24 protein-coding genes are annotated in these 24,117 nt (G+C 72.2%); 5 read left to right on the plus strand and 19 right to left on the minus strand.

Translation table 11 applies throughout. The features are described 5' to 3' along the window. The first annotated feature begins 92 nt into the window (after positions 1 to 92). Positions 93 to 1,049: a LysR family transcriptional regulator gene (locus ACIBO1_RS27915; RefSeq protein ID WP_396751564.1), complete on the plus strand. Its 957-nt coding sequence runs from the start codon at positions 93 to 95 to the stop codon at positions 1,047 to 1,049. Here the strand turns inward: ACIBO1_RS27915 and ACIBO1_RS27920 are convergent. Genes ACIBO1_RS27920 through ACIBO1_RS27955 form a run of 8 tightly spaced genes read right to left on the minus strand, consistent with a single transcriptional unit; the run spans position 1,010 to position 9,304 of the window. Then, complete coding sequence (locus ACIBO1_RS27920) at positions 1,010 to 2,209, minus strand: VWA domain-containing protein (RefSeq protein ID WP_396751566.1); 1,200 nt, start codon at positions 2,207 to 2,209, stop codon at positions 1,010 to 1,012. The two genes, ACIBO1_RS27915 and ACIBO1_RS27920, sit on opposite strands and share 40 nt — an antisense overlap. Then, positions 2,206 to 3,147, minus strand: a complete 942-nt coding sequence (locus tag ACIBO1_RS27925) for an SRPBCC family protein (RefSeq protein WP_396751568.1) — start codon at positions 3,145 to 3,147, stop codon at positions 2,206 to 2,208. The genes ACIBO1_RS27920 and ACIBO1_RS27925 overlap by 4 nt, the downstream gene beginning before the upstream one ends. Continuing rightward, on the minus strand, positions 3,144 to 4,037 hold the full coding sequence (locus ACIBO1_RS27930; protein ID WP_396751570.1) for an AAA family ATPase: 894 nt from the start codon (positions 4,035 to 4,037) through the stop codon (positions 3,144 to 3,146). The genes ACIBO1_RS27925 and ACIBO1_RS27930 overlap by 4 nt, the downstream gene beginning before the upstream one ends. Beyond that, a complete protein-coding gene (locus ACIBO1_RS27935) occupies positions 4,034 to 4,612 on the minus strand; it encodes an NTP transferase domain-containing protein (protein WP_396751572.1) in 579 nt (192 codons plus the stop codon). The genes ACIBO1_RS27930 and ACIBO1_RS27935 overlap by 4 nt, the downstream gene beginning before the upstream one ends. A gap of 2 nt (positions 4,613 to 4,614) precedes the next feature. Next, positions 4,615 to 5,484 (minus strand): XdhC family protein, encoded by an 870-nt coding sequence (locus tag ACIBO1_RS27940; RefSeq protein WP_396751574.1) that lies wholly within the window; start codon positions 5,482 to 5,484, stop codon positions 4,615 to 4,617. Between the two features lie 9 nt (positions 5,485 to 5,493). Beyond that, positions 5,494 to 7,884 (minus strand): aerobic carbon-monoxide dehydrogenase large subunit, encoded by a 2,391-nt coding sequence (locus tag ACIBO1_RS27945; RefSeq protein ID WP_396751576.1) that lies wholly within the window; start codon positions 7,882 to 7,884, stop codon positions 5,494 to 5,496. After that, complete coding sequence (locus tag ACIBO1_RS27950) at positions 7,881 to 8,429, minus strand: (2Fe-2S)-binding protein (protein WP_396751578.1); 549 nt, start codon at positions 8,427 to 8,429, stop codon at positions 7,881 to 7,883. Before ACIBO1_RS27950 ends, ACIBO1_RS27945 begins: the two co-directional genes overlap by 4 nt. Before the next feature lie 2 nt (positions 8,430 to 8,431). Further along, positions 8,432 to 9,304, minus strand: coding sequence for a xanthine dehydrogenase family protein subunit M (locus ACIBO1_RS27955; protein ID WP_131053981.1), 873 nt, complete (start codon positions 9,302 to 9,304; stop codon positions 8,432 to 8,434). A 121-nt stretch (positions 9,305 to 9,425) separates the two neighbouring features. On the opposite strand from ACIBO1_RS27955, the gene ACIBO1_RS27960 reads away from it, so the two are divergent. Further along, entirely contained in the window at positions 9,426 to 10,499 is a 1,074-nt protein-coding gene (locus ACIBO1_RS27960; protein ID WP_396751579.1) for an XdhC family protein, read from the plus strand. Between the two features lie 26 nt (positions 10,500 to 10,525). On the opposite strand, the gene ACIBO1_RS27965 is transcribed toward ACIBO1_RS27960, so the two are convergent. The 3 genes from ACIBO1_RS27965 to ACIBO1_RS27975 all read right to left on the minus strand — a co-directional run bounded on the left by ACIBO1_RS27965 (position 10,526) and on the right by ACIBO1_RS27975 (position 13,116). Continuing rightward, positions 10,526 to 11,524, minus strand: a complete 999-nt coding sequence (locus ACIBO1_RS27965; RefSeq protein ID WP_396751581.1) for an NAD(P)-dependent alcohol dehydrogenase — start codon at positions 11,522 to 11,524, stop codon at positions 10,526 to 10,528. A gap of 121 nt (positions 11,525 to 11,645) precedes the next feature. Continuing rightward, positions 11,646 to 12,617 carry a DUF817 domain-containing protein gene (locus tag ACIBO1_RS27970; RefSeq protein WP_396751583.1) on the minus strand — a complete coding sequence of 324 codons (972 nt, stop codon included), beginning with the start codon at positions 12,615 to 12,617 and terminating at the stop codon, positions 11,646 to 11,648. A 49-nt stretch (positions 12,618 to 12,666) separates the two neighbouring features. Next, the gene (locus ACIBO1_RS27975) at positions 12,667 to 13,116 is read right to left on the minus strand and encodes a MarR family winged helix-turn-helix transcriptional regulator (protein ID WP_396751585.1); all 450 of its coding nucleotides are present in this window, start codon (positions 13,114 to 13,116) and stop codon (positions 12,667 to 12,669) included. A gap of 56 nt (positions 13,117 to 13,172) precedes the next feature. Here ACIBO1_RS27975 and ACIBO1_RS27980 point away from each other — a divergent pair, with 56 nt between their 5' ends. The 3 genes from ACIBO1_RS27980 (at position 13,173) to ACIBO1_RS27990 (ending at position 16,652) form a co-directional block, all read left to right on the plus strand. Continuing rightward, on the plus strand, positions 13,173 to 14,285 hold the full coding sequence (locus tag ACIBO1_RS27980) for a GNAT family N-acetyltransferase (RefSeq protein WP_396751587.1): 1,113 nt from the start codon (positions 13,173 to 13,175) through the stop codon (positions 14,283 to 14,285). Positions 14,286 to 14,424: 139 nt separating this feature from the next. Continuing rightward, a complete protein-coding gene (locus tag ACIBO1_RS27985) occupies positions 14,425 to 15,567 on the plus strand; it encodes an SPFH domain-containing protein (RefSeq protein WP_396751589.1) in 1,143 nt (380 codons plus the stop codon). Beyond that, complete coding sequence (locus ACIBO1_RS27990) at positions 15,564 to 16,652, plus strand: hypothetical protein (RefSeq protein WP_396751591.1); 1,089 nt, start codon at positions 15,564 to 15,566, stop codon at positions 16,650 to 16,652. The genes ACIBO1_RS27985 and ACIBO1_RS27990 overlap by 4 nt, the downstream gene beginning before the upstream one ends. A 46-nt stretch (positions 16,653 to 16,698) precedes the next feature. Here ACIBO1_RS27990 and ACIBO1_RS27995 read toward each other — a convergent pair whose 3' ends face one another. The 8 genes from ACIBO1_RS27995 to ACIBO1_RS28030 all read right to left on the minus strand — a co-directional run bounded on the left by ACIBO1_RS27995 (position 16,699) and on the right by ACIBO1_RS28030 (position 23,965). Further along, the gene (locus ACIBO1_RS27995; protein WP_396751593.1) at positions 16,699 to 17,691 is read right to left on the minus strand and encodes a zinc-dependent alcohol dehydrogenase family protein; all 993 of its coding nucleotides are present in this window, start codon (positions 17,689 to 17,691) and stop codon (positions 16,699 to 16,701) included. Further along, on the minus strand, positions 17,688 to 18,530 hold the full coding sequence (locus tag ACIBO1_RS28000) for a carbohydrate ABC transporter permease (RefSeq protein WP_396751595.1): 843 nt from the start codon (positions 18,528 to 18,530) through the stop codon (positions 17,688 to 17,690). The genes ACIBO1_RS27995 and ACIBO1_RS28000 overlap by 4 nt, the downstream gene beginning before the upstream one ends. Then, complete coding sequence (locus ACIBO1_RS28005) at positions 18,527 to 19,456, minus strand: carbohydrate ABC transporter permease (protein WP_396751597.1); 930 nt, start codon at positions 19,454 to 19,456, stop codon at positions 18,527 to 18,529. The genes ACIBO1_RS28000 and ACIBO1_RS28005 overlap by 4 nt, the downstream gene beginning before the upstream one ends. A gap of 57 nt (positions 19,457 to 19,513) precedes the next feature. Continuing rightward, a complete protein-coding gene (locus ACIBO1_RS28010; protein ID WP_396751599.1) occupies positions 19,514 to 20,875 on the minus strand; it encodes an ABC transporter substrate-binding protein in 1,362 nt (453 codons plus the stop codon). Positions 20,876 to 20,932: 57 nt separating this feature from the next. Beyond that, positions 20,933 to 21,694 carry a DeoR/GlpR family DNA-binding transcription regulator gene (locus tag ACIBO1_RS28015; RefSeq protein WP_350697838.1) on the minus strand — a complete coding sequence of 254 codons (762 nt, stop codon included), beginning with the start codon at positions 21,692 to 21,694 and terminating at the stop codon, positions 20,933 to 20,935. A gap of 217 nt (positions 21,695 to 21,911) precedes the next feature. Next, positions 21,912 to 22,763 carry a hypothetical protein gene (locus tag ACIBO1_RS28020; protein ID WP_396751601.1) on the minus strand — a complete coding sequence of 284 codons (852 nt, stop codon included), beginning with the start codon at positions 22,761 to 22,763 and terminating at the stop codon, positions 21,912 to 21,914. After that, complete coding sequence (locus tag ACIBO1_RS28025) at positions 22,753 to 23,268, minus strand: sigma-70 family RNA polymerase sigma factor (RefSeq protein ID WP_396751603.1); 516 nt, start codon at positions 23,266 to 23,268, stop codon at positions 22,753 to 22,755. The genes ACIBO1_RS28020 and ACIBO1_RS28025 overlap by 11 nt, the downstream gene beginning before the upstream one ends. Positions 23,269 to 23,326: 58 nt before the next feature. Further along, positions 23,327 to 23,965: a hypothetical protein gene (locus tag ACIBO1_RS28030; protein WP_396751605.1), complete on the minus strand. Its 639-nt coding sequence runs from the start codon at positions 23,963 to 23,965 to the stop codon at positions 23,327 to 23,329. Between the last annotated feature and the right edge of the window lie 152 nt (positions 23,966 to 24,117).

The following is a 24,117-nucleotide window of genomic DNA, read 5'->3' on the forward strand; positions in this document are numbered from 1 at the left end:
TTGGCGACGACGCGGCGTAACGGGCATGATCGTGTTTCGCTGCGAGAGACCGTCCGGATCGTGAGATCGGGGTGGGAGGAGGGACGCCGTCGATGACGCCGGCACAGCTACGCGCGTACGTCGCGGTGGTGCGGATGGGCTCGGTCAAGCAGGCCGCCGCCCAACTCGACGTCTCCGAATCGGCCGTCTCGCTGCACATCGCGCAACTGCGCAAGGAGTTCGGCGACAAGTTGTTCTCCCGCACCGCCGTCGGGCTCGCCTTCACGCCCGGCGGGCTGCGGCTGGCCAGTCGCGCCTCGGAACTGCTCGGCCTGCAGGACCGCACGGTGGTCGAGGTGACCGCTGCGGCGCGGGGACGCCGGATGCTGCGCGTCGCCGCGTGCAGCCTCTTCGCCGAACTCGCCGCGCCCGGCCTGATCAAGCTGTTCACCAGGCGCGCCGCCGACCTCGACGTCGAACTGAGCGTGCGCGACGCGGGTTCCTTCGAGACGCTACTGCTGACCCGCGCGGTGGACATCGCCATCGGGCCGCAGCCGCCGGTGGTCGATCCGGCGATCACCTGCCGTCCGGTGATGAACTACCGGCTCGTGACCGTCGTCGGACCGGACCATCCGCTGGCCGGCGTACGGGCGTCAGCGGCCCAACTGCGCGAGCAGACCTGGCTGCTCGGCCCCTCGGCCACCACCCAGTTGGGCGCGGTACCCGCGATGCTGCGCCGGCTCGCCGTCCCGGAGGACCGGCAGCAGATCTTCCAGAGCCACGCCGCCGCGCTCGGCGAGGCGAAACGGGGCAAGGGCGTCGCGCCCGCGCTGGCGTTCACCGTCGCACCGGAGGTCCGCAGCGGTGACCTGCTGCTGCTGGCCGGGCCGCACACCCCCGTCGAGGACGGCTGGCACTCGCTGCTGCTGTCCAGCCCGGGCACGCCCTCGGCCGCGGCGGAGCTGTCCCGGTTCGCCTCCACCTCGCGCGCCATCCAGGCGATGATGCGGGGCGCGGGCGTCAGCATGGGTCATTTCAAACCGGCGGTCCACGTCACGCTCTGGAGCTGACCGGCGGCGTCCAGCAGGTCCTGGAACGTGCCGGCCGGCAGCAGCCGGTCGCAGTAGGGCAGCGCGGCGGCCATGCCGGCCACCCGGGGGGCGAAGCCGGGCACCCCGGCGCGCGGATTGAGCCAGACGACCCGGTGCGCCCGGCGGTGCAGCCGGGCCATGGCGGCGGCGAGGTCGTCGGGCGGGTCGCTGTCCCAGCCGTCCGACCCGATCACCACCACCGCGCCTCGGACGACATCGCCGTGATGGGAGGCGAGCAGCGTACGCACGTTGGTGGCGATCCGGGTGCCGCCGAAGCGGTCGGTCACCGCCGCACCGGCCCGGTCCACCGCCTCCACCGGCGAGGAGTGCCGCAGCACGGTGGTGAGCCGGGTCAGCCTCGTCGCGAACGCGAACACCTCGGCGTCGGCGACCGTGGCGAACGCCCGCATCAGGTGCAGGTAGGCGGTCGCCTGGGCCCGCATCGACTCGCTGACGTCGCAGAGCAGCACCACCCGGCGCGGCCGGCGGACCTGTCGCTCGCGTACCACCTCCACCGGCTCCCAGCCGGTGCGGCGGGCCCGGGCCACGGTCGGCCGCAGCGCGATCCGCCGACCGGTCGGGCTGACCCGGTGCCGCCGGGTACGCCGGGTGGGCCAGCGACGCACGGCGGCCCGCAGCACCTCGCCGAGCAGCGCCACCTGCTCGTCGTCGAGGTCCTCGAAGGGCCGGTCGGCGAGCCCGGCGAGGGCGGCCGGACGCCGCTCGGGCAGGCGCAGCGCCGGGTCGGACTCCTCCGCCTCGGCCACCGCCGGAGGCAACGTCGCCCAGGGCAGCCCACCGCCCGACCCCGCGCTGTCGGTGTCGGCGGGCAGCGGCACGTGCACCTCGTCGCGACGGCCCGGACCGGTCGCCGCGCGGGTCAACGGCAACGGCGGCGCGTCGGCGAAGACCGCCTCGAAGACGGCGTCGAAGGTGGCCAGGTCGGCGTGCCGCCGCACCAGGCTGACCCGGGCACTCCAGTACAGCGTCGACCGGTCCGCCGGGGGCGCGGCGACCAACGCCCGGACGAAGTCGTCGACCTGGGTGAGCCCGGCCGGGACGCCGGCACGACGCAACCGGTCGGCCAGCGCCACGGCGAACGCGGCCCGGTCGACGCCGCGCAGCACCCCGGAGGTCACCTGCGGGCGATCAACCAGGCGATCACCGCGCCGACCACGACGAGACCGACGACCAGCGGCACCACGCGCTTGGTGATCGACCCACCGGCGATGCTGAGCAAGTCCAGCGCCTCGTCGTCGTCGTCCGCACGGGCCGGCGGTGCGGCGCCCCGGGTCACCGGTGCGGTGGGTGCCGATGCCGGTTCGGCGATCACGGTCTGCCGCGTGGTCGTGGCGTCGCCGGTGGTCGTCATCGCGGCGGCGGGGGCAGCGGTCGCGGCCCGCAGGCTATCCCCGCCACCGGCGGTCGCCTCGGTGGAGACGCTCTCCACGGCGGGGGCGAGGTCCACCGGAGTCGGGTGCCCCCCGGCGGTGCCGGCCTCCCCCGCTGCCGGCGCGGCCTGTGCGTCGGTCGCCGCTGCGGCGCCGGTCGGGGCGGGCGCGGGGCGCGACGTGGCCGAGGCGGGCGCGGCGTCCACCGTGGCCGGTGCGGCGGCGGGTGCGGCGTCGGCCTCCTCGGCCGCCAGCTTGGCCTCCAGGTTCGTGACGAACTGGGCGAGCAGCTTGCCCGACACCTCCTTGATCATGCCGCTGCCGAACTGCGCCAGCTTGCCGGAGATCCGCAGGTCGGTGTCGACGCTCACCAGGGTCCGGTCGCCGTCGGGACGCAGGGCGGCGGTGACCACGGCGGCGGCGTTCGCCGCCGAGCGGGCGTCGCGGCCCTTGGCGTCGATGACCGCGCGGTACGCGGCGTCGTCCTTCTCGACGAACTGCGCGGTGCCGGCGAACTCGGAGACGACCGGGCCCACCTTGACCTTCACCTTGCCCTTGTGGACGTCACCCTCGACGCCGGTGAGACGGGCGCCCGGCATGCAGGGGGCGATCCCCTCCAGGTCGGTGAGGACCGCCCAGGCCCGATCGATCGGGATGTTGACCACGAACTCGTTGTTGAGCTTCACGACTGACTCTCCTGGTGTGTGCCGAGCGCCGACCCCTGGTGTGTGCCGAGTGCGGCGGCCACGGTGACTCGGTCGTCGGGGGTCTTGGCGATGGTGCCGATGGTCTGTAGGACGTCGTCACCGGCGAGGTCGGTGGCACCGAGCACGGACAGCGCGGCCACCCAGTCGATGGCCTCGGCCATCCCGGGTGCCTTGTCCAGTTCCCGGCCGCGTACGGCGCCGACGAACTCGGTCGCGGTGCGGATCAGCGGCTCACCGGCGGTCGGTACCGCCCGGCGGACGATCTCGGCGGCCCGCTGCGGCGCCGGGAACTCGATCCAGTGGTACAGGCAGCGACGGCGCAGCGCGTCGTGCAGTTCCCGGCTGCGGTTGGAGGTGAGCACCACGATCGGCGGGGTGTGCGCGGTGAACGTGCCGAGTTCCGGGATGGTGATGCCGGCCTCGCCGAGGAACTCGAACAGCAGCGCCTCGAACTCGTCGTCGGCGCGGTCGATCTCGTCGATCAGCAGCACCGGCGGCACCGGCCCCGGGTGGCGTACCGCCCGCAGGATCGGTCGCTCCTGGAGGAACTCGGCGCTGAACAGGTCGCCGTCGGTCAGCCGGGACCCCTGTGCCTCGGCGAGCCGGATGGCGAGCAGTTGCCGCTGGTAGTTCCACTCGTAGAGCGCCTCACCGGCGGTCAGGCCCTCGTAGCACTGCAACCGGATGAACGTGGTGTCCAGTGCCCGGGCCAGCGCCTTGGCGGCGGCGGTCTTGCCGACGCCGGGCTCCCCTTCGAGCAACAGCGGCTTGCCGAGGCGTACGGCCAGGAACAGCGCCATCGCCAGGCCGTCGTCGGTCAGGTAGTCGACGGCGTCGAGGCGACGCGCGACGTCGGGCGCGTCCTTCACCGGGCCTGCTCCGTCAGCAGTCGCTCGTAGTCGGCGCGGGTGTCCACGTCGATCGGCACCGGACCGTCCACCGGCAGCTCGGTCACCGGATGGCGGCCGGAGTGCAGCAGCTTCCAGACGGCCTTGTCGCCGTGCAGGTCGGTGAGGTCGGGGAAGACCGCACGACCGAACCGGAACGGATGCCCCAGCCCGTCGGCGTACCGGCACACGCCGAGCGGCGCGTCCGTGGCGGCGAGCCGTCGCACGTCGTCGGCGCGTACGCCGGGCTGGTCGCCGAGGAGCAGCACGAGCGCGTCGGCGCGCGGGTCGACCGCCTGCACGGCGGTGCTGATCGACGAGCCGCACCCGGTGCTGAAGGCCGTGTTCTCCACCACCTCGCACCCGGTCAGGTCCACCCGGTCCCGGACCTGGTCCGCCGCGCCGCCGAGGGTCACCAGGAGCTGACCGAAGCCGCACGAACGGGCCAGGTCCAGGGTCGCGTCGAGCAGGGTTCGCCCCTGGTACGGCAGCAGTTGCTTGGCCTCGCCGAGGCGCACCGACGCGCCTGCGGCGAGCACCAGACCGGTCACGTTCACGGCTACCCGCCCGTGAAGCGGGCGAGGCATCCGGGGCAGCAGAACCAGTGGTCCGCACCGTCCACCCGGGCGTGCGGGGTGTCCGGTCCGACGGTCACCGCCATCCCGCACACCGGGTCCACCGCCTGCTGCGGACGGACCACGGGCGCCCCGGCCGGGGGCCGCAGGTCGTCGCGCCGGACCGCGCGTACCACGTCGGCCATGATCGCCAGGGCGATCTCCGGCGGGGTACGCGCACCGATGTCCAGCCCGGCCGGCGCGTGGACGCGGGCCCGTTCGTCGTCGGTCAGGGTCAACTCGTCCAGCAGCGCGGCGGCCCGGGTACGGCTGGCGACCAGCGCGACGTGGCCCACGCCCGCGTCCAGCGCGGCCCGGATCGCCTCCGGTTCGCCCTTGCCGAGACCGGCCACCACGACGGCGGTGGCACCGGAGTAGTCACCGCCCTCGACGACCTCGAAGTCGAGGAAGCGTGCCAGCGTCGCCACGGCGGCGCTGATCGGGCTAGTGCCGGCCACCCCCAGCACCGCCGCGGGCAGCATCGGCCGGAGGAAGATCTCGACCGCGCCGCCGGAGTGGCACGGGTTCACCACCACCCGCGCACCCGGGGTGTCGGGGAAGGTGTCCGTGCCGTCCGGCAGCACGCGCAGCAGCAGGGTGTTGCCGTCGCGCAGGGTGTCCAGCGCGGCGGCGCGGACCGAGCTCTCGGCACACGCCCCACCGACGAAGCCCTCGATCGACCCGTCCGGCAGGATCACCGCGTCGTCACCCGGCCGCGCCGACGTGGGTTCCTGCGCGCGGACCACGGTGGCGTGCACGAAGGGTTCCCGGGCGGCGCTCAGCGCACGGGCGCGTTCGGTGATCGTCGTCGACATGTCGCCTCCTCAGATCGGCGGTCGGGCCTGGCCGCGCATGGCGTCCCAGACCCGCGACGGCGTCAGCGGCATGTCGGCGTGCCGGACGCCGAACGGCTTGAGGGCGTCCACGACCGCGTTGACGATCGCCGGTGGCGAGCCGACGGTGGCCGACTCCCCCACGCCCTTGGCGCCGATCGGGTGGTGCGGCGACGGGGTGACCGTGTAGCCGGTCTCCCAGTCAGGCACCTCCAGCGCGGTCGGGATGAGGTAGTCCATCATGGACGCGCCGAGGCAGTTGCCGTCCTCGTCGAAGGCGATCATCTCCATCAGCGCCATGCCGACGCCGTCGGTCAGGCCGCCGTGCACCTGCCCCTCGATGATCATCGGGTTGATCCGGGTGCCGCAGTCGTCGACCGCGATGAACCGGCGCACCGTCACCTGGGCCGTGCCCGGGTCGATGTCCACCACGCAGATGTACGCCCCGTGCGGGTAGGTCAGGTTCGACGGGTTGTAGCAGATCTGCGCCTCCAGTCCGCCCTCGATCCCGTCGGGCAGGTCACCGGCGCCGTGCGCGCGCATGGCGATGTCCTGGATCGTGACGGACTTGCCCGGGTCGCCCTTGACGTGGAAGGCGCCCTTCTCCCAGTCCAGGTCGGCGACGGACACCTCCAGCATGGCCGAGGCGATGATCTTGGCCTTGTCCCGGACCTTGCGGGCGACCAGCGCGGCGGCGGCCCCGGAGACCGGGGTGGACCGGCTGCCGTACGTGCCGAGACCGAACGGGGTGTTGTCGGTGTCGCCGTGCACCACGTCGATGTCGTCCGGCGGGATGCCGATCTCCTCGGCGATGATCTGCGCGAACGTGGTCTCGTGGCCCTGCCCCTGGGACTGCACGCTGAGCCGGACCACGGCCTTGCCGGTCGGGTGTACGCGCAGCTCGCAGCCGTCGGCCATGCCCAGCCCGAGGATGTCCATGTTCTTGCGGGGACCGGCGCCGACGGCCTCGGTGAAGAACGCGATGCCGATGCCCATCAGCTCGCCCCGGGCACGCTTCTCCTCCTGCTCGCGGCGCAGCTCGGAGTAGCCGGCCATCTCCATGGCCAGCCGCATGGTCGGCTCGTAGTCGCCCGAGTCGTAGACCCAGCCGGTCTTCGTCGTGTACGGGAACTGCTCGGGCTGGATGAAGTTCTTCAGCCGCAGCTCCGCCGGGTCCATGCCCAGCTCGTCGGCGAGACAGTCGACGATCCGCTCCACCAGGTACACGGCCTCGGTGATCCGGAACGAGCAGGCGTACGCGACCCCGCCGGGGGCCTTGTTGGTGAAGACCGCGGTCATCTTGCAGTAGGCGGCCTCGATGTCGTAGCTGCCGGTGAAGACGCCGAAGAACCCGGCCGGGTACTTCACCGGCGCGGCGGTGCCGTTGAAGGCGCCGTGGTCGGCGAGCACGTTGGTGCGGATGGCCAGGATCTTGCCGTCCCGGGTCGCCGCGATCTCGCCGCGCATGATGTAGTCGCGGGCGAAACCGGTGCTGATCAAGTTCTCCGAGCGGTCCTCCATCCACTTCACCGGCTTGCCGGTGACGATCGAGGCGACGATGGCGCAGACGTACCCGGGGTAGATCGGCACCTTGTTGCCGAACCCGCCGCCGATGTCCGGCGCGATCACCTGGATCTTGTGCTCGGGGATGCCGGCGACAATGGCGTACAGGGTGCGGTGCGCGTGCGGCGCCTGGGTGGTGGACCAGAGCCGCAGCTTGCCCTCGATCGGGTCGAAGTCGGCGAGCGCGCCGCAGGTCTCCATCGGCGCCGGGTGCACCCGGGGATAGACGATGTCCTCGCTGACCACCACGTCGGCGCGGGCGAACGCGGCCTCGGTGGCCGCCTCGTCGCCGGTCTCCCAGTCGAAGCAGTGGTTGTTCGCCTTGCCTTCGAGGTCGTCGCGGATCACCGGGGCGTCCGGCTGCAGCGCGCGGCGCACGTCGACGACCGGGTCGAGGATGTCGTACTCGACGTCGATCAGCTCCAGCGCGTCGCGGGCGGCGTACCGGTCCTCGGCGACCACGAAGGCCACCTCCTGGCCCTGGAAGCGCACCTTGTCGGTGGCGAGCACCGCCTGCACGTCGTTGGAGAGCGTCGGCATCCAGGCCAGGTTCTGCTCGGCCAGCATCGCCCCGGTCACCACCGCCTTGACCCCGGGCGACGCCTCGGCGGCGCTGGTGTCGATGGAGACGATCCGGGCGTGCGCCACCGGCGACCGCAGGATGGCCAGGTGCAGCATGCCGGGCAGTTGCACGTCGTCGACGTAGCGGCCCCGGCCGCGTACGAAGCGCGGGTCCTCCTTGCGCAGCATCCGGCCGTACCCGACCGGCTTCTGGTCGTTGTCGTGGAACGTGTCCACGGGCTCGTGCACGGTCGTCATGCGGGGCTCCCGGCAGGCTGGCCGGCGTCGGAGATCTCGCCGGCGGCGGGTGATTCGGTGGACTCGGCGACCTTGGCCGCAGCGGCCTGCTCGTGCACGGCGGCCCAACGCACGGACCGGACGATGGTGGCGTACCCGGTGCAGCGGCAGATCTGGCCCGAGATCGCCTCGCGGATCTCCGGCTCGCTCGGGTCGGGGTTGCGGTTCAGCAGCGCCCGCGCGGTCATCATCATGCCCGGCGTGCAGAAACCGCACTGGAGGCCGTGGCACTGCATGAAGCCCTGCTGCACCGGGTCCAGCTCGGCGCCCTTGGCCAGCCCCTCGACGGTACGCACCTCGTGGCCGCCGGCCATCGCGGCGAGCACCGTGCACGACTTCACCGGCTCGCCGTCCAGCCAGACCACGCAGGTGCCGCAGTTGCTGGTGTCGCAGCCCCAGTGCGTGCCGGTCAGGCCCAGCACGTCCCGCAGGAAGTGCACGAGCAGCAGCCGACCCTCGATCTCCCGGGTGACCTCGACGTCGTTGACGGTCATGGTGACCTGCATGCTCAGCTCCTCGCCCGCTCGGCGGCCCGGCGCAGGGCCCGCTTGGTCAGCTCGGCGGCCAGATGCCGCTTGTAGTCGGCACTGCCGCGTTGGTCGGTGACCGGTTCGCACTGGCTCGCCGCGATCTCGCCGGCCCGCGCGAACACGCTCTCGGTCGGCTCCTGCCCGCGCAGCGCGGCCGAGACCTCCGGGATGCCGGTGGTGTTCGGGCCGACCGCGGCCAGCCCCACCCGGGCGTCGGAGATCACGCCGCCGTCCAGCCAGATCGCCGCGCCGGCCGACACCACGGCCCAGTCGCCGGCCCGGCGTTCGACCTTCTCGTACGCGCTGCCGCCGCCGGGGCGTACCGGCAGCCGGACCTCGATCAGCATCTCGGCCTCGCCGACCGCCGTCTCGTACGGTCCGACGTGGAACTCCTCCATCGACACGATCCGCTCGACGCCGCCGGGGCCCCGGATCACGCAGCTCGCGTCCAGCGTGGTGCAGACCGCAGACAGGTCCTCCGACGGGTCCGCCTGGCAGAGCGAGCCGCCCAGGGTGCCCCGGTTGCGCACGATCGGGTCGGCGATCACCCGCTCCGCGTCGGCGAAGATCGGGAACGCGGCGGCCAGTTCGGCGGACTCCAACAACTCGCGGTGCCGGGTGAGCGCGCCGATGCGCAGCTCGTGCCGGCCGGGCCGGATGTAACCGAGTTCCGGGTGCAGATCGTTGATGTCGATCAGATAGTCGAAATTGGCCAGCCGCAGCTTCATCATCGGCAGCAGGCTGTGCCCACCGGCGATCAGCCGAGCTGTTCCGCCCAGCCGTTCCAACAAACCTATGGCCTGGTCCACACTGGTGGCGCGCTCGTACTCGAACGGTGCCGGAACCTGCATGATGTCGCTCCTCCACGGTCCCGCCAGAATCTGGTCGGGGCCGTTTACAAAGTCAACGTCGACCTAAGCAATTGCTTAGGTCGGGTTGACGATGACACCGGTGTCCACGGATGGTGCAGCCATGCGGGACATCGCGGACGGACTGACGCACTGGCGCACGGCCGGCGTCGCGTTCGCCGTGGCCACCGTCGTGCGCACCTGGCGCTCGGCGCCCCGGCAACCCGGGGCCACCATGGCGGTCAACGCCGACGGCGAGGTGCTGGGCAGCGTCTCCGGTGGCTGCGTCGAGGGTGCGGTCTTCGAGCTGTGCCGGGAGGCCATCGAGACCGGCAAAGCGCGGACCGAGATCTACGGCGTCAGTGACGACGACGCGTTCGGGGTGGGTCTGACCTGCGGCGGCACCATCGAGATCCTGGTGCAGCCGCAGGCGGCGCTGACCGAGACCGACGCGGTCCTGGAGGCGATCACCGCCGGCCGGCCGGTGGCCACCGCGTCGACCGGGGACGCCCAGCTCGTCGTCTGGCCCGACCGGGTGGCCGGCAGCCTCGGCGACCCCGATCTGGACCGCGCGGTGGCGCAGCAGGCCGCCGGGATGCTGGCCCAGGGCAGCACCGGCACCGTCCACCTCGGTACGCACGGCGAGCAGCGCCGCGACGAGGTGTCGGTCTTCGTCCAGTCGTACGTGCCGCCGCCCCGGATGATCGTGTTCGGCGCGATCGACTACGCCGCCGCCGTCGCGCGGATCGGCCGGTTCCTCGGCCACCATGTGACGCTCTGCGACGCCCGTCCGGTGTTCGCCACCCGCAAACGCTTCCCCGACGTGGACGACCTCGTGGTGCGCTGGCCGCACGAGTACCTCGCCGAGACGGCCGTCGACGAACGCACCGTGCTCTGCGTGCTGACCCACGACCCGAAGTTCGACGTCCCGCTGCTCCAGGTCGCCCTGCGGACGCCCGCGCGCTACATCGGCGCGATGGGCAGTCGCCGCACCCACGACGACCGGATGCGTCGGCTGCGCGAGGCGGGGGTGGACGAGCAGACCCTGGCCCGCCTGCGCTCCCCGATCGGGCTGGACCTCGGTGCGCGTACGCCGGAGGAGACGGCGGTGGCCATCGCCGCCGAGATCGTCGCCGAGTCCTGGGGCGGCTCGGGTCGTCCGTTGACCGAGCTGGACAGCCCGATCCACCACGACTGAGCCCCGCAGACCGCGCCGGTCCCGGCTCAGACGGTGATGACCACCTTGGCGCGGGCGTGCTCGCCCTCCAGGTAGCGCATCGCCTCGGGCACCTCGGCGAGCGGGTACGTGCGGTCGACGACCGGGTCGACCAGGCCGGCCTCAACCAGGTCGCGCAGCCCGGCCAGCAGCTCACGGCTCTGCGGCGTCGCGAGCAGTTCCCTCCGCTCACCGGCGGCGCGCGTCGCCAACCGGGCCCGGAGCAGCAGTGCCATCGGCCCGACCAGGGCGGGCCGGCCCCGGAAGGTCCCGCCGCCGGAGAGCACCAGGGTGCCGCCGGGGACCAGGGCGCGCCGCAGGTCGGCCAGGGACCGGTTGCCGACCAGGTCGAGCACGACGTCGTGGCGGCGGCCCAGGCGGGCGAAGTCGTGGGTGGTGTAGTCGACCACGTGGTCCGCGCCGAGCGACCGGACCAGGTCGACGTTGCGGGTCCGGCAGACCGCCGTCACGGTGGCTCCGAGCGCCTTGCCGATCTGGACCGCGAACGTCCCGACACCGCCGGAGGCACCGTTGACCAGCAGGTGTTGCCCGTCGCGCAGCCGCCCCACGTCGCGTACCCCGAGCAGGGCCGTGTTGCCGGCCAGCGGCAGCGCCGCGGCCTGCGCGAAGCTGAGACTCGCCGGTTTCGACTCGACCTGCGCGGCGGGTACGCAGAGGTACTCGGCGAACGCCCCGTGCAGGTCGCCGGTGTCGCCGTACACCTCGTCACCGGGGCGGTACCGGTCGACGTCGGCGCCGACCGCCTCGACGGTGCCCGCGAAGTCGGTGCCCCGGATCACGCGCCGGGGCCCGCGCAGCCCCATCATCTGCGGCGCGGCCAGCCGGGCCAGGTAGGGGTCGCCGCGCAGGACGTGCCAGTCCCGCGCGTTGAGCGAGGCCGCGTGCACCCGCACCAGCAGTTCGTCGGGGGCCGGGACCGGCCGGTCGACCTCCTGGAGCCGCAACACGTCGGGTGAGCCGTATCGGTGCGCAACGATCGCCTTCATGACGCCATGGTGGCGTTCGCGGCGGGGGCGACTCATCGGCATACGGGCCGCGACCGCACCGGTCCCCGGCAGGAGACCACGCGGCCGAAAGTACGAGTCGGCGGCGACCCGGCGCGTGGCCTCAGGGGGCGGCGGAACCGCTGCGTGCCGTCGTGGCCGGGTCGTCGTCGGGAGGCTCCGGCGATTCCTCGGGCGGCGTCGCCGGGTCGGCGGGCTGCTCCGGCGGATCCTCGGGTGGCTGCGGCGGCGAGATCCAGGTGACCAGCACCACCGAGATGATCATCAGGAGATACCAGGAGGCGAGCTTGGCCGGCGACACCGGATGCCAGCCGTCGAGCTGGCTGGGATAGAGCCAGGCGTTGGACCAGGTGGCGATGTTCTCGGCGAGCCAGATGAAGAAGGCGACCAGGAGGAAGGCCACCAGCAGCGGCATCCGCCACCGGAACCGGAAGATTCGGAAGTGCATGACGCAGCGGCCGAACACCAGCACCACGGCGCCGACGAGCGGCCAGCGGGCATCCCAGACGACATGGTTCGTGAAGAAGTTGAGGTAGATCGCGGCGGCCAGCACGGCGGTCACCCACCGCTTCGGGTAGCGGGTGAATCGCAGGTCGAACAACCGGTACACCCGGGCGAGGTAGGAGCCGACCGCGGCGTACATGAAGCCGCTGAAGAGGGGTACGCCGCCGAGCCGCAGGATCCCGTCGGGCTCGTACGTCCACGATCCGACGTGCGTCTTGAACAGCTCCATCACGGTGCCGACGAGGTGGAACAACAGGATCACCCGCAGTTCGCGCAGCGTCTCCAGGCGACCGGCCAACATGGCGACCTGGATGACGACGGCGGCCACGGTCAGCGCGTCGTTGCGGGCGATCGGCGCGTCCGCCGGATACCAGAGGTGCGCGGCGAGGATCACCGCCAGCATGGCCGCGCCGAAGACGCACGCCCACGCCTGCTTGAGCCCGAACACCACGAACTCGACGAGCCCACCGACCGGGCCGTGCCGGGGCAGCCGGTCCAGCACGGCACGGAACCGGCCGTCGATGGCCCGTTCGGCGGTGGTCAGGGCGCGGGGCCCGGACGTGGTGTGCACGGGCCGAGGTTAGCGGTCCGACGCCCACCGACGTCCGGCCGCGCGCCGCTCAATCGGGCAGGTCGGCGATGCGGGTGGAGAGGGCACGCAACAACGCCAGTTCGTCGGCGTCGAGGTGGTCGAGGAAGCGGGCGCGTACCGACACGACGTGGTGCGGCGCGGCGCGTTCCAGCACGCCGAAGCCGTCGTCGGTCAGGCGCAGCAGGCAGCCCCGGGCGTCCTGCGGGTCGGGTTCCCGGGCCACGAGCCCACGGGCCTGCATCCGGGTGGCGTGGTGGGAGAGCCGACTGCGGGACCACTCCATCTTGGCGGCGAGGTCCTTGAGCGCCCAGCGGCGGTTCGGCTTCTCCGACAGCGTGCTGAGCACCTCGTAGTCCGCCGGAGAGAGCCCCGAGTCGCGGACCAGGTCCCGGTCCAGGCGGGCGGGCAGCGCGACGAGCAGACGCCGGAACGCCCGCCACGTCTGCTCCTCGTCGGCGTTCAGCCACGGTGTCGCCATGTCACCACCGTACCTGTCGTTGACATGTCATCGAAAATCCGGGTACGTTCGTTGACATGTCATCGACTGTTCCGTCCGCACCCCTGCGCGTCCTCGTCATCGTCGCGAGCACCCGGCCCGGCCGACTCGGCCCGGCCGTCACCGACTGGTTCGTCCGGGCCACCGCGCCGGACGCCGCCCGGCACCGGACCCACGTCGAGGTCGCGGACCTGGCCGACGTCGGGCTGCCGATGTTCGACGAGCCCGAGCACCCGTCGCGCGGCGAGTACGCGCACGAGCACACCCGCGAGTGGAGTCGCCGGGTCGCCGCCGCCGACGCGTTCGTGGTGGTCACCCCGGAGTACAACTTCGGCATGCCGGCGGTGCTGAAGAACGCCTTCGACTTCCTCTATCAGGAGTGGGCGTGGAAGCCGGTGGCGTTCGTCAGCTACGGCAACACCTCGGCCGGCACCCGGGCGGTGCAGATGGCCAAGCAGGTCGTCACCACGCTGCGGATGGTGCCGATCGGCGCCACCGTCGCGCTGCGCCTCGCCGAGCACACCCGCGACGGGCAGGTGGTCGACTCTCCCGCGCTGTCCGACGGCGCGCGCACCGTGCTGCGCGAACTCGACCGGGTGGCCCGGGCCGTGCGCCCGTTGCGGGCGCCCGCGCCCCCGGAACTCACCGTCGGGCCGGTCGAGGGACTGACCCTGGCCGAGGTCCGGGACGAGGACCTGGCCGAGCTGTTCGTGCTCCAGCGCTGCTGCTGGGTGCAGGAGGCGATCGTCAACGACACCCTCGACCTGCCGCCGTTGCAGGAGTCGTTCGCGGACCTGCGCGCCTCCACGTCGACCTGGCGGATCTGGTGCCTGCGCCGCGACGGTCGCCTGATCGGGTCGGTGCGGGCCCGCGCCGACGGGGACGCCTGGCTGGTCGGCCGCCTGATGGTCGCTCCCGACGAGGCCGGCAGGGGGATCGGGTCCTGGCTGCTCGCCCACGCCGAGTCGCAGGCCCCGGAGACCACCACGCACCACGCGTTGTGCACCGGCCACCGCAGCACCCGCAACATCGGGGTGTACGAACGGGCCGGCTACACGGTGACCGAGGTGGACGCCGCACAGGGCGTCGTCCACCTGGTCAAGCCCCGCCGCCTGGTCGCCGCGCCGCGCCAACCGGCGGTGAGCGCCTGACCGGCGATCGGTACCGTCGTCCCGGGGCGCGGCCGGCGCGGCATCCGGCCGAGGCCCGCACCCGGGCGGTGCTGCTGGTCACCGGTTGATACGGTCGCCCGCGACGCCGATGATCACCTGGTCGACAGGGAGGGACGCGATGGGACTCATGGACCGGCTCCGGGGCGAGTTCGTCGACATCGTGGAGTGGCTGGACGACAGCCGCGACACGATCGTCTGGCGCTTCCCCCGGTACCAGAACGAGATCAAGATGGGCGCCAAGCTGATCGTGCGCGAGTCGCAGACGGCGGTGTTCGTCAACGAGGGGCAGATCGCCGACGCGTTCCCACCCGGCACCTACACGCTGGAGACCCGCAACCTGCCCATCCTCTCCACGCTCAAGGGCTGGAAGTACGGCTTCAACTCGCCGTTCAAGGCCGAGGTGTACTTCGTCAACACCCGGCAGTTCACCGAGATGAAGTGGGGCACCCAGAATCCGGTGATCCTGCGGGACGCCGAGTTCGGCGTGGTCCGGCTGCGCGCGTTCGGCGCGTACGCGGCCCGGGTGGTGGACGCGCAGCGTCTGCTGCGGGAGCTGGTCGGCACCGATCCGCAGTTCCGCACCGAGGAGGTGCAGGAGTACCTGCGACAGCTCATCGTGGGACGGCTCGGCGGGGCGCTGGCCACGGCCGGCGTACCGCTGCTGGACCTGGCCGCGCACCAGGACGCCATCGGCCGGCGGCTGGCCGGGGTGCTGACGGCGGAACTGGCCGATGTCGGCATCGCGATCCCCACCTTCGTCATCGAGAACATCTCCGTGCCGCCGGAGGTGGAGCGGGCGCTGGACAAGCGCACCAGCATGGGCGCGGTCGGCGATCTGGACCGCTTCACCCAGTTCCAGGCCGCGACCGCGCTGGAGGAGGCGGCACGCAACCCGGGCGGCGAGGCGGGCGCCGGTGTCGGGCTCGGCATGGGCATGGCGATGGGACAACAGATGGCCCGCACGATGGCCGGCGAGACGCAGCACGCGCCCGCACCGCAGGCCCCGGCGGCGCACGCCACGACACCGCCGAGCGCCGAGCCACCGCCGCTGCCGAACCAGACCCAGTGGTTCATCGGCGTCGACGGGCAACGACAGGGTCCGTTCGACCTCGGTGGGCTGGCCGCCCAGGTGGCCGCCGGCACGCTGGGCCCGGACACCCTGGCCTGGCGGTCCGGCATGGCACAGTGGCAGCCCGCCGGGCAGCTTCCCGAGCTCGCCTCGGTGCTGGCCAGCGTTCCGCCGCCGCTGCCGCCGCGATGAGCGGCGCGACCGTCCCGCCGTCGTTCGGATGCGGCGGCTGCGGCGCCCGGGTGGAGTACGCGCCGGGCGCGGCGGTGCTGCGCTGCCCGTACTGCGGCAGCCAGCAGGAGATCGCCGGGGCCGGCCGGGAGGTACGCGAGCACGCGTACGCCCAGTTGGCCACGTTGGCGCGCAAACCGGTGGCGCAGGTCGGCGCGTACACCTTCGTCTGCCCGGGCTGCGGTGCCCGGACCGAGAGCAACGCGCTGGCGAAGCGCTGCCAGTTCTGCACCGCGCCGCTGGTGGCCGACCACGCGACGGGCAGCCTGATCGCCCCCGAGGGGGTGCTGCCGTTCGTGGTGGACCGCTCCGGCGTGCGGACGGCGCTGAGCACCTGGTGCCGCAGCCGCTGGTTCGCCCCGAACAGCCTCAAGAAGGTCAGCGAGGCGGAGACGCTCAAGGGCACCTACCTGCCGCACTGGACCTTCGACGCGCGGACCGTGTCGCAGTACCGGGGGCAGCGCGGCCAGCACTACTGGGTCACCGAGACCTACACGGTGATCGTCGACGGCAAGACCGAGACGCGGACCCGGCAGGTACGCCGCACCCAGTGGCATCCGGCCGGCGGCACGGTCCGGCGGGACTTCGACGACGTGCTGGTCCCGGCCACCCGGTATCTGCCGGAGCAGCAACTGGACCGGTTGGCCCCGTGGCCGCTGACCGAGGCGGTCGCGTACCACGGGGACTACCTGGCCGGTTACCACGCGCTGCGCTACGACACCGAGCCCGAGGCGGGGCTGGCCACGGCGAAGACCCGGATGGCGCCGGTCATCCAGGGTGACTGCCGCCGCGACATCGGTGGCGACGAACAGCGCGTCGACTCCGTCGACACCAGCTACTCGGACGTGACGTACAAGCTGATGCTGTTGCCGGTCTGGGTCGCCGCCTACCTGCACGCCGGGCGGTCGTACCAGATCCTGGTCAACGCCCGCACCGGCGAGGTGATCGGCGACCGCCCATACAGCGCGGTGAAGATCACCCTCGCGGTGCTGGCCGCGCTGACGCTGGTCGCCACGATCGTGCTGGCGTTCGCGCTGGGTCGGTGACCCACGCCGTCGGGTCCCGCCCGGATCGGAGACGCCGCCGCGCACCTCACGCGGCGGCGATCTGGATCTTGCGACCGACGCCGGCCCGGAACTGCGCCATGGCGTCGGCGTACTTCTCCAGCGGGTACCGGTGGCTGATGAAGACGGCCGGATCCAGGACCCCGACGGCGAAGAGTTCAGCGGCGCGTTCGAAGCTGTGCAGCACCGCCATCGAGCCGGTGACGGTGATCTCCTTGTTGTAGATGCGGTAGGGCTCGACCGGCACCCGGGTGGCGTACTCGGAGACGCCGAACTGGAGGAACGTGCCGGCGGGGGCGACCCTACCGAGGCCGTCTTCGATGGCCGCCTGCACGCCGGTGCAGTCGATCACCACGTCCCAGCCGCGCGCCCGGTCCAACTCGTCCGCGCCCGCCGCGCTCGCCGAACAGCCCAGCGCGACGGCGGTGGCGAGGCGGTCGGGATTCGGGTCGACCACGCTGACCGTGGACGCGCCGCAGCGTTTGGCGAGTTCGAGCATCATCAGGCCCATCGTGCCCGCGCCATAGATCAGGTAGTGGTCGGCGAGCCGCCGGGGCAGCACGTCGAAGCCGCGTACCGCGCAGGACAGCGGCTCGATCAGGGCCGCGTCGGCCGGTGCGACGCCCTCGGGCAGCACCACGCAGTTGCGGACCGGGGCGAGGGCGTAGTCGGCCGCGCCCCCGGCGACGGTCACCCCGATGGCGTTCCACCGTTCGCACAGGTTGCCCCGGGCGCGCCGACACTGGTAGCACTCGCCGCAGTGCAGCGACGGGTCCACCGCGACCGGGTCGCCGACCCGGACCTCGGTGACGTCGCCGCCGACCGCGACCACCGTGCCGGCGAACTCGTGACCCGGCACGATCGGGTACGCGGGCGCGAACTCGCCGTCCATGATGTGCAGGTCGGTGCCGCAGATCCCGCTGCCGGCCACCTCGACGACCACGTCCCGGGGGCCGGGCGTGGGGTCCGGTACGGACTCGACGCTGATCTGACCCGGCGTGACGATGACTGCTGCCTTCACTTGACCGCCCCCATGGAGAGTCCTCGGACGAGTTGTTTCTGGGCGATCCAGCCGGCCAGCACGACCGGCAACGACACGATCGTCGCTGCCGCGCAGAGCCGGGCCAGGAACAGCCCTTCGGAGGTGACGAAGCCGACCAGGAAGATCGGCGAGGTGCCGGCCCTGGTGGCGGTGAGGTTGACCGCGAGGAAGAACTCGTTCCAGCTGAAGATGAAGCAGATCAGCGCGGTGGCGGCCAGGCCGGGCGCGACGATCGGCAACAGGATCCGCCGGATGGTGACCGGCAGGCTCGCGCCGTCCATCGCCGCCGCCTCGATCAGGGCGGTCGGCACCTCCAGCATGAACGAGCGCATCATCCAGACCGCCAGCGGCAGGTTCATCGCCGTGTAGAGCACGACCAGGGTCCAGACGTTGTCCAGCATGCCGAGGTTCTGCACCAGCAGGTAGATCGGCAGCAGCGCGGCGACCACCGGCAGCATCTTGGTGCTGATGAAGAAGAACAGCACGTCGCGCCACTTGGCGACCGGCCGGATGGACAGCGCGTACGCGGCCGGGGTGGCCAGCAGCAGCACCAGCAGCGTGGACATCACGCTGGCCATCAGCGAGTTGAGCAGGTACGGCATCAGGTCGCGGTCGAAGACCTGCCGGTAGCCGTCGAGCACCGGGGTGAAGAACCAGGCCGGCGGGTTGCTGGCGGCGTCCACCTCGCGTTTGAAGCCGGTCAGCACCATCCACGCCACCGGCAGGAAGAACAACAGTCCGGCGAGCCAGGCCAGCACGGTCCAGACCGCGCCGGTGAAGCCCGGGCCACGCCGGACCGGGGCAGCGGTACGCGTCATCGCGCGTCCTCCATCCGGAACAGGCTGGAGAGCAGCCGCAGCGCGAAGGTGGCGACGACGATCGTGCCGATCACCACCACCACACCGGCCGCGGCGGCCTCGCCGTACTCGAACTTACGGAAGGTGGTCAGGTAGATCTCGTACGGCAGGTTGGTGGTGGCCCGCCCGGGACCGCCCTGGGTGATGGTGAAGACCGCGTCGAACGTCTGCACCAGATAGATCGCGCCGAGCAGGGCGCCGAGTTCCAGGTAGGGCCGCAGGTAGGGCAGCGTGATCCGGGTGAAGGTCTGCCACGGTCCGGCGCCGTCGACCCGGGCGGCCTCCAGCGTCTCCAGGGACTGACCCTGCAACCCGGCCAAGATGATCAGCATCATGAACGGGGTCCACTGCCAGACCAGCGAGGCGACCACGGCCACCATCGGATACTGCGACACCCAGTCGGTGCTGCCGCCGAAGATGCCGTTGATCAGGCCGTACGACGGGTTGTAGATGGCGTGCTTCCAGAGCAGCGCCGCCGCCATCGGCATCACCAGGAACGGGGTGATGAGCAGGGTCCGCACGATGCCCCGGCCGGGGAACTTCCGGTCCAGCAGGAGGGCCAGGCCGAGGCCGAGCAGCACCGAGACGATCACCGACGAGGCGGTGAGCACCACGGTGTTGACCAGGGCGGCCCGCAGCCGCGCGTCGCTGAGCACGGTCGCGTAGTTGGCCAGCCCGATGAACTCCTGGCTGCCCGGACGCAACGCGTTCCAGCTCTGGGTGGACAGGTAGAGGGTGAACAGGAACGGGAGCTGGGTCACCACGATGGCGAAGACCAGGGCGGGCAGCAGCGGGGCGCGGCGGGCCCAGCGCTGCTTGCGGTCCGGCCGGGTGGGACGTACGGCGGGACGCGCGCTCGCGTCCGGGCCGATGGTGGTCGTGGTCATCGATCCGCCTCACAGGGCAGGGTCGGGGCCGGCCGGTCGACCGGCCCCGACGCGCGGCTACCGGTGTTTGCTGGCGGCTTCCTCGGCCAACCGCTGGCCGTCGGCGAGCGCCCGTTCGACGGTGCTCTGGCCGGCGATCGCCGCCGACACCTCCTGGGAGACCTTGGTGCCGAGGTCGGCGAACTCCGGGATGCCGACGAACTGCACCCCGAGCGCGGGCCGGGGCTGCACGCCCGGGTCGACCGGGTCGGCCTCCTGGATGGACTTCAGCGTGATGTCGGCGAAGGCGCTCGCGGACTCGCGGTACTCGGCGATCTCGTAGGTGGACTGGCGCTTGCCGGCCGGTACCCGGGACCAGCCGAGCGAGCCACCGATCAGCCGCTCGTACTCCTTGCCGGTGGCCCAGGAGATGAACTTCCAGGCGGCGTCGGCGTTCTTGGTGGTCTTCGGCATGGCCAACGCCCACGCCCACAGCCAGCCGGACGAGTCGGTCCGCTCGACCGGCGCGTACACGTAGCCGACCTTGCCGGCGACCGTGCTGGAGTTGGGGTCCTCCAGGGTGCCGGCGGCGGAGGTGGCGTCGTACCACATGGCCGCCTTGCCCTGGCCGAACGTGTTCAGGCACTCGGTGAACCCGGACTGCGGTGCGCCCGGCTGGCCGTGCGCGCGGAGCAGGTCGACGTAGAACTTGGTCGCCTCGGTGAACTCCGGCGCGTTGACCTTCGGCGTCCAGTCCTTCTCGAACCAGGTGCCGCCGAACGTGTTCACCACGGTGGTCAGCGGCGCGAACAGCTCACCCCAGCCGGGCAGCCCACGCAGGCAGATGCCGGAGATCCCCGCGTCGGAGTCGTCGAGCTGGGCGGCGAACCCGGCGACCTGCTGCCAGGTCGGGCGCTCCGGCATGGTGATGTTCTTGGCCGCGAAGAGTTCCTTGTTGTACATCAGGAAGGACGACTCGCCGTAGAACGGCGCCGCGTAGAGCTTGCCGTCCTGGCCGGAGAGCGAGGCGACCATCGGTTCGAGCAGGTCGCCCTTGTCGTAGCCGGTGTCCCCGTCGGCGTACGAGCTGAGTTCGTGCAGCCAGTCGTTCTGCGCCCAGATGGGCGCCTCGTACGCGCCGATGGTGGCCACGTCGTACTGGCCGCCCTGGGTGGCGACGTCCTGGGTGACCCGGTCGCGCAGCTCGTTCTCGGGCAGGATGGTGAACCGGACGGTGATCCCGGTGTCCTTGGTGAAGTTCTCGGCGGTGACCTTGGCCAGGTCCTCCATCTGCGGGTTGCCGACCATCAGCACGGTGATGGCCGTGCCGTCGTCGGACGATCCGCCGCCGGCTCCGGAGCAGGCGGTCGAGACCAGCGCGACGGCGAGGCCGACGGCGAGCGTGCCGCGCCATCGGCGCGGAGTTCGTGTTCTGGGCACAGCGAACCTCCGGAAGTGGTGGTGAGGTGAGGGTGAGGGGACGATCGGCCGGGGCGCTCAGACGCGCAGCACCACCGGGCCGAGCAGCGAGTAGCGGTGCGCCTCGGAGGCCGGCAGCGCGGTGTCCGTGACGACGGTGTCGAGGTCCGCCACGTCGGCGAACCGGCAGAAGCTGTGCCCGCCGAACTTGGTGTGCACCCCGGCGAACACCACCCGCCGGGCCACCGACATGACCTGGGCCTTCACGGCGGCCACGGCCGGGTCCGGTGTCGTCAGCCCGTGCTTGCGGGAGATGCCGTTGGCTCCGACGTAGGCCAGGTCGATGACGAAGCCGGCGAGCATCCGGGTGGCCCAGTGGTCGACGGTGGCCAGCGTGCGTCCGCGCACCCGGCCGCCGAGCAACAACACCGTGACCGACGGGTACGCGGCCAGCGTCGCCGCGGTGTGCAGCGAGGCGGTCACCACGGTCAGTTGCCGGTGGGTGGGCAGCGCCTCGGCGATGAGCTGCGGGGTGTAGCCCTCGTCGATGAAGATCGACTCGGCGTCGCCGAGATGTTCCACAGCTGCGGTGGCGATCCGCCGCTTCTCCACGACCATCCGGGTGGCCCGGGTCTCCAGGGTCGTCTCGAAGCGGGCGGTCTCCATCGGGTAGGCGCCGCCGTGTGTCCGGCGGACCAGACCCTGCTGCGCCAGCAGGCTCAGGTCGCGACGGATGGTCTCCGGCGCGACGCTCAGCTCGGCGGCGAGGTGGCGGACGTCCACGTCGCCCTGCCGGCGCGCGACGGCGAGGATGTGGTGGCGGCGCTGATTCGCGTCCACTGTGCACCTCCCGTCGGTGTGTGTCTTTTTGTACCACCGTGGACGGTCAGGTGACTCCGGTCACATGCGGGTGATTCTGGTGGGTTTGTTGCCCGTAAGCCAGCCCGAACGGGCAGCGCATAAAGGGCATAACCCCTTTACCGCGCAGAACGACTGCCCGTTTGACGCCCCGCCTTGCCCGATCAGCACCCGGTGCGCCCGCTCGGGCGTCGTCTCGTCAGCTCGGCGCGGCCCCGTTGTCGACCAACCGGAAATAGGTGGTCAGCGTCGCGTCGCCGAGCTCCTCGAGGATCAGCCCCCGGGTCGGCGAGTGCTGGAGGAACGCGGACAGGTTGCTGATCGCGTACGCGGGCGCGCCGCCCCGCTCGCCGTCCCGCACGATCGAGAACCGCTGCCTCGGCGCGTCCGGGTCACAGGCGGCGCCCACCACCCGCAGCGCGGCACTGCCCGAGGAGCGCGACTCCCAGCAGGTGTCGCCCGCACCGGCGACCCGGACCAGATAGGTGTCGCCGCCCTGCGGCACGAAGACGAACAGTTGGTCGCCCTCGTCCCCGTCGACCTCGCCGAGACCACCCTCGTCGCGCAGCGACACCCCGCCGATCCCGTCGACCCGGACAACGGTGGCCTGGCGCTGCCCGGACAGCACCCCGCCGGCGCCCGCCGAGGGGGAACCGGAGGTGCCCGAGGCGGGGCTGGAGGGGTCCGTGACGGACGGTCGGGTGCCGTCCGGGCCGGGGCGGGACGACGCGGTGGACGGACTCGACGAGCCGGTGGGGGGAACGACGCTGTGGGGACCCGGCGTGACCTCGGGCGGGTCGGTGGCCGGGACCGGGGTCGGTCCGGCCGGTCCGACCGGGATGGTGTGCTGCGGCCCGGCGAGGCGGATGGCGGCGGTGCCGGCACCGAGCGCGGCGACCAGGAGGACTCCGACCGTGACGGTCGCGACGTGTCGACGGCGACGGCGGGTGTCCCCCCGTCGCCGGATCTCGGCGGCGGCGTGGACCCGGCCCTGCCCGCCGTGCCGGGCCAACCCGCGCAGGGCGTCGTCCAGTTCGCGGTCAGCGCTCATGTCCCCTCCCCCCGCTGGTGACCTGGTGCTCGTCGTCGCCCAGGTGGGCGGCGAGGGCGCGTCGCCCCCGGGCGAGCCGCGTCTTGACGGTGTTCACGTTGGTGCCTGCCTCGGTGGCGATCTCCGCCACGCTGAGGCCCACCAGATGGTGCAGGACCACCACCCGGCGCTGGTCTGCGGGGATGCGGCGCAGCGCGGCCACGATCGCGACGTGGTCGACCGAGCTGGCCTCGACGTGTTCCTCGGCGGCCTGCCGCCGGTGGGCGGTGAGCCGGTTGACCGCCTTGCGCCAGGCGCTCACCGCCACCCGGTACGCGACGCTGCGCACCCACGCCTCCGGACTGTCGCACTCGCGGACGGTCGCCCACCGGTCCCAGGCCCGGGCGTACGCCTCCGCCACCGCGTCCTCCGCCTCGGCCCGACGGCCGATCATGGCGTAGAGGTGGCCCAGCACCCGCTGGGCCGACGCGGCGTAGAAGGCGTCGAACTCGTCAGCGTCGCGCATCGATCACGGTCTCCAGCCGTTCCGGTCGCTCCTGGTCATGCCGCATCCCCGCCGAACGTCAGCCCTGCCGAGGGGCGGGCCCGGTGTCGTTGAACCGGAAGCTGTCGAACGGCGACGCGTCGCCCAACTCCTCCAGGATCAGCCCGTTGCGCGCGGTGGTCCGCAGGTAGGCCCAACTGTTGCTGATGACGAACTCACGGGCGCCGCCGCCCTGCGCCCTGGTGACGACGAACCGCTGGAGCGGATCACCGGCCCGGCAGGTGGCACCCCGTACCACCAGCGGTCGGGAGTTGCCCGGGTTGTGCGCCTGCCAGCAGACCGACCGCCCGGTGCCGCCGCCGTAGTACGACTTGATCAGGAACTCCTGCCCACCCAGCGGGGTCGGCACGAACACCTGCCGCCCCTGGTCGTCGTCCACCTCGGCCAGCCGCCCGCCGTCGAGCAACGACAGCCCGGACTCGAACGCGCCGACCCGGACGATCGTGACCCGGCGCGTGCCGGAGAGTACCGGCTCCACCGTCGGCTTCGGCGTCGGCTGGGGCGTCGCCGCGACGACCGGCGCGGCCATCGACAGCGGCGCGACCGCCGGTGGCGCACTCTCGGACGCCGACGCCACCCCGTACACCCCCACCGCTGCGGCGACCAGCGCCACCAGGCCCGTACCGGCGAGCCACCTACCCGTCACCGTCACCATCATGGCCTCCCACCTTCCGGCTACCGCCCCGAGCCCGTCCGACCGGTCCGGGTGTCGGTCCGTACAGCCTCATGACGCCTGGCCCACGACGGTGGTTTCACCACGACACATGATCACTCTGCGTACGGAAATCGCGTACGTATCGGCGACTTCTT

This window comes from Micromonospora sp. NPDC049903 (genome assembly GCF_044460945.1).
Lineage (GTDB): Bacteria > Actinomycetota > Actinomycetes > Mycobacteriales > Micromonosporaceae > Micromonospora.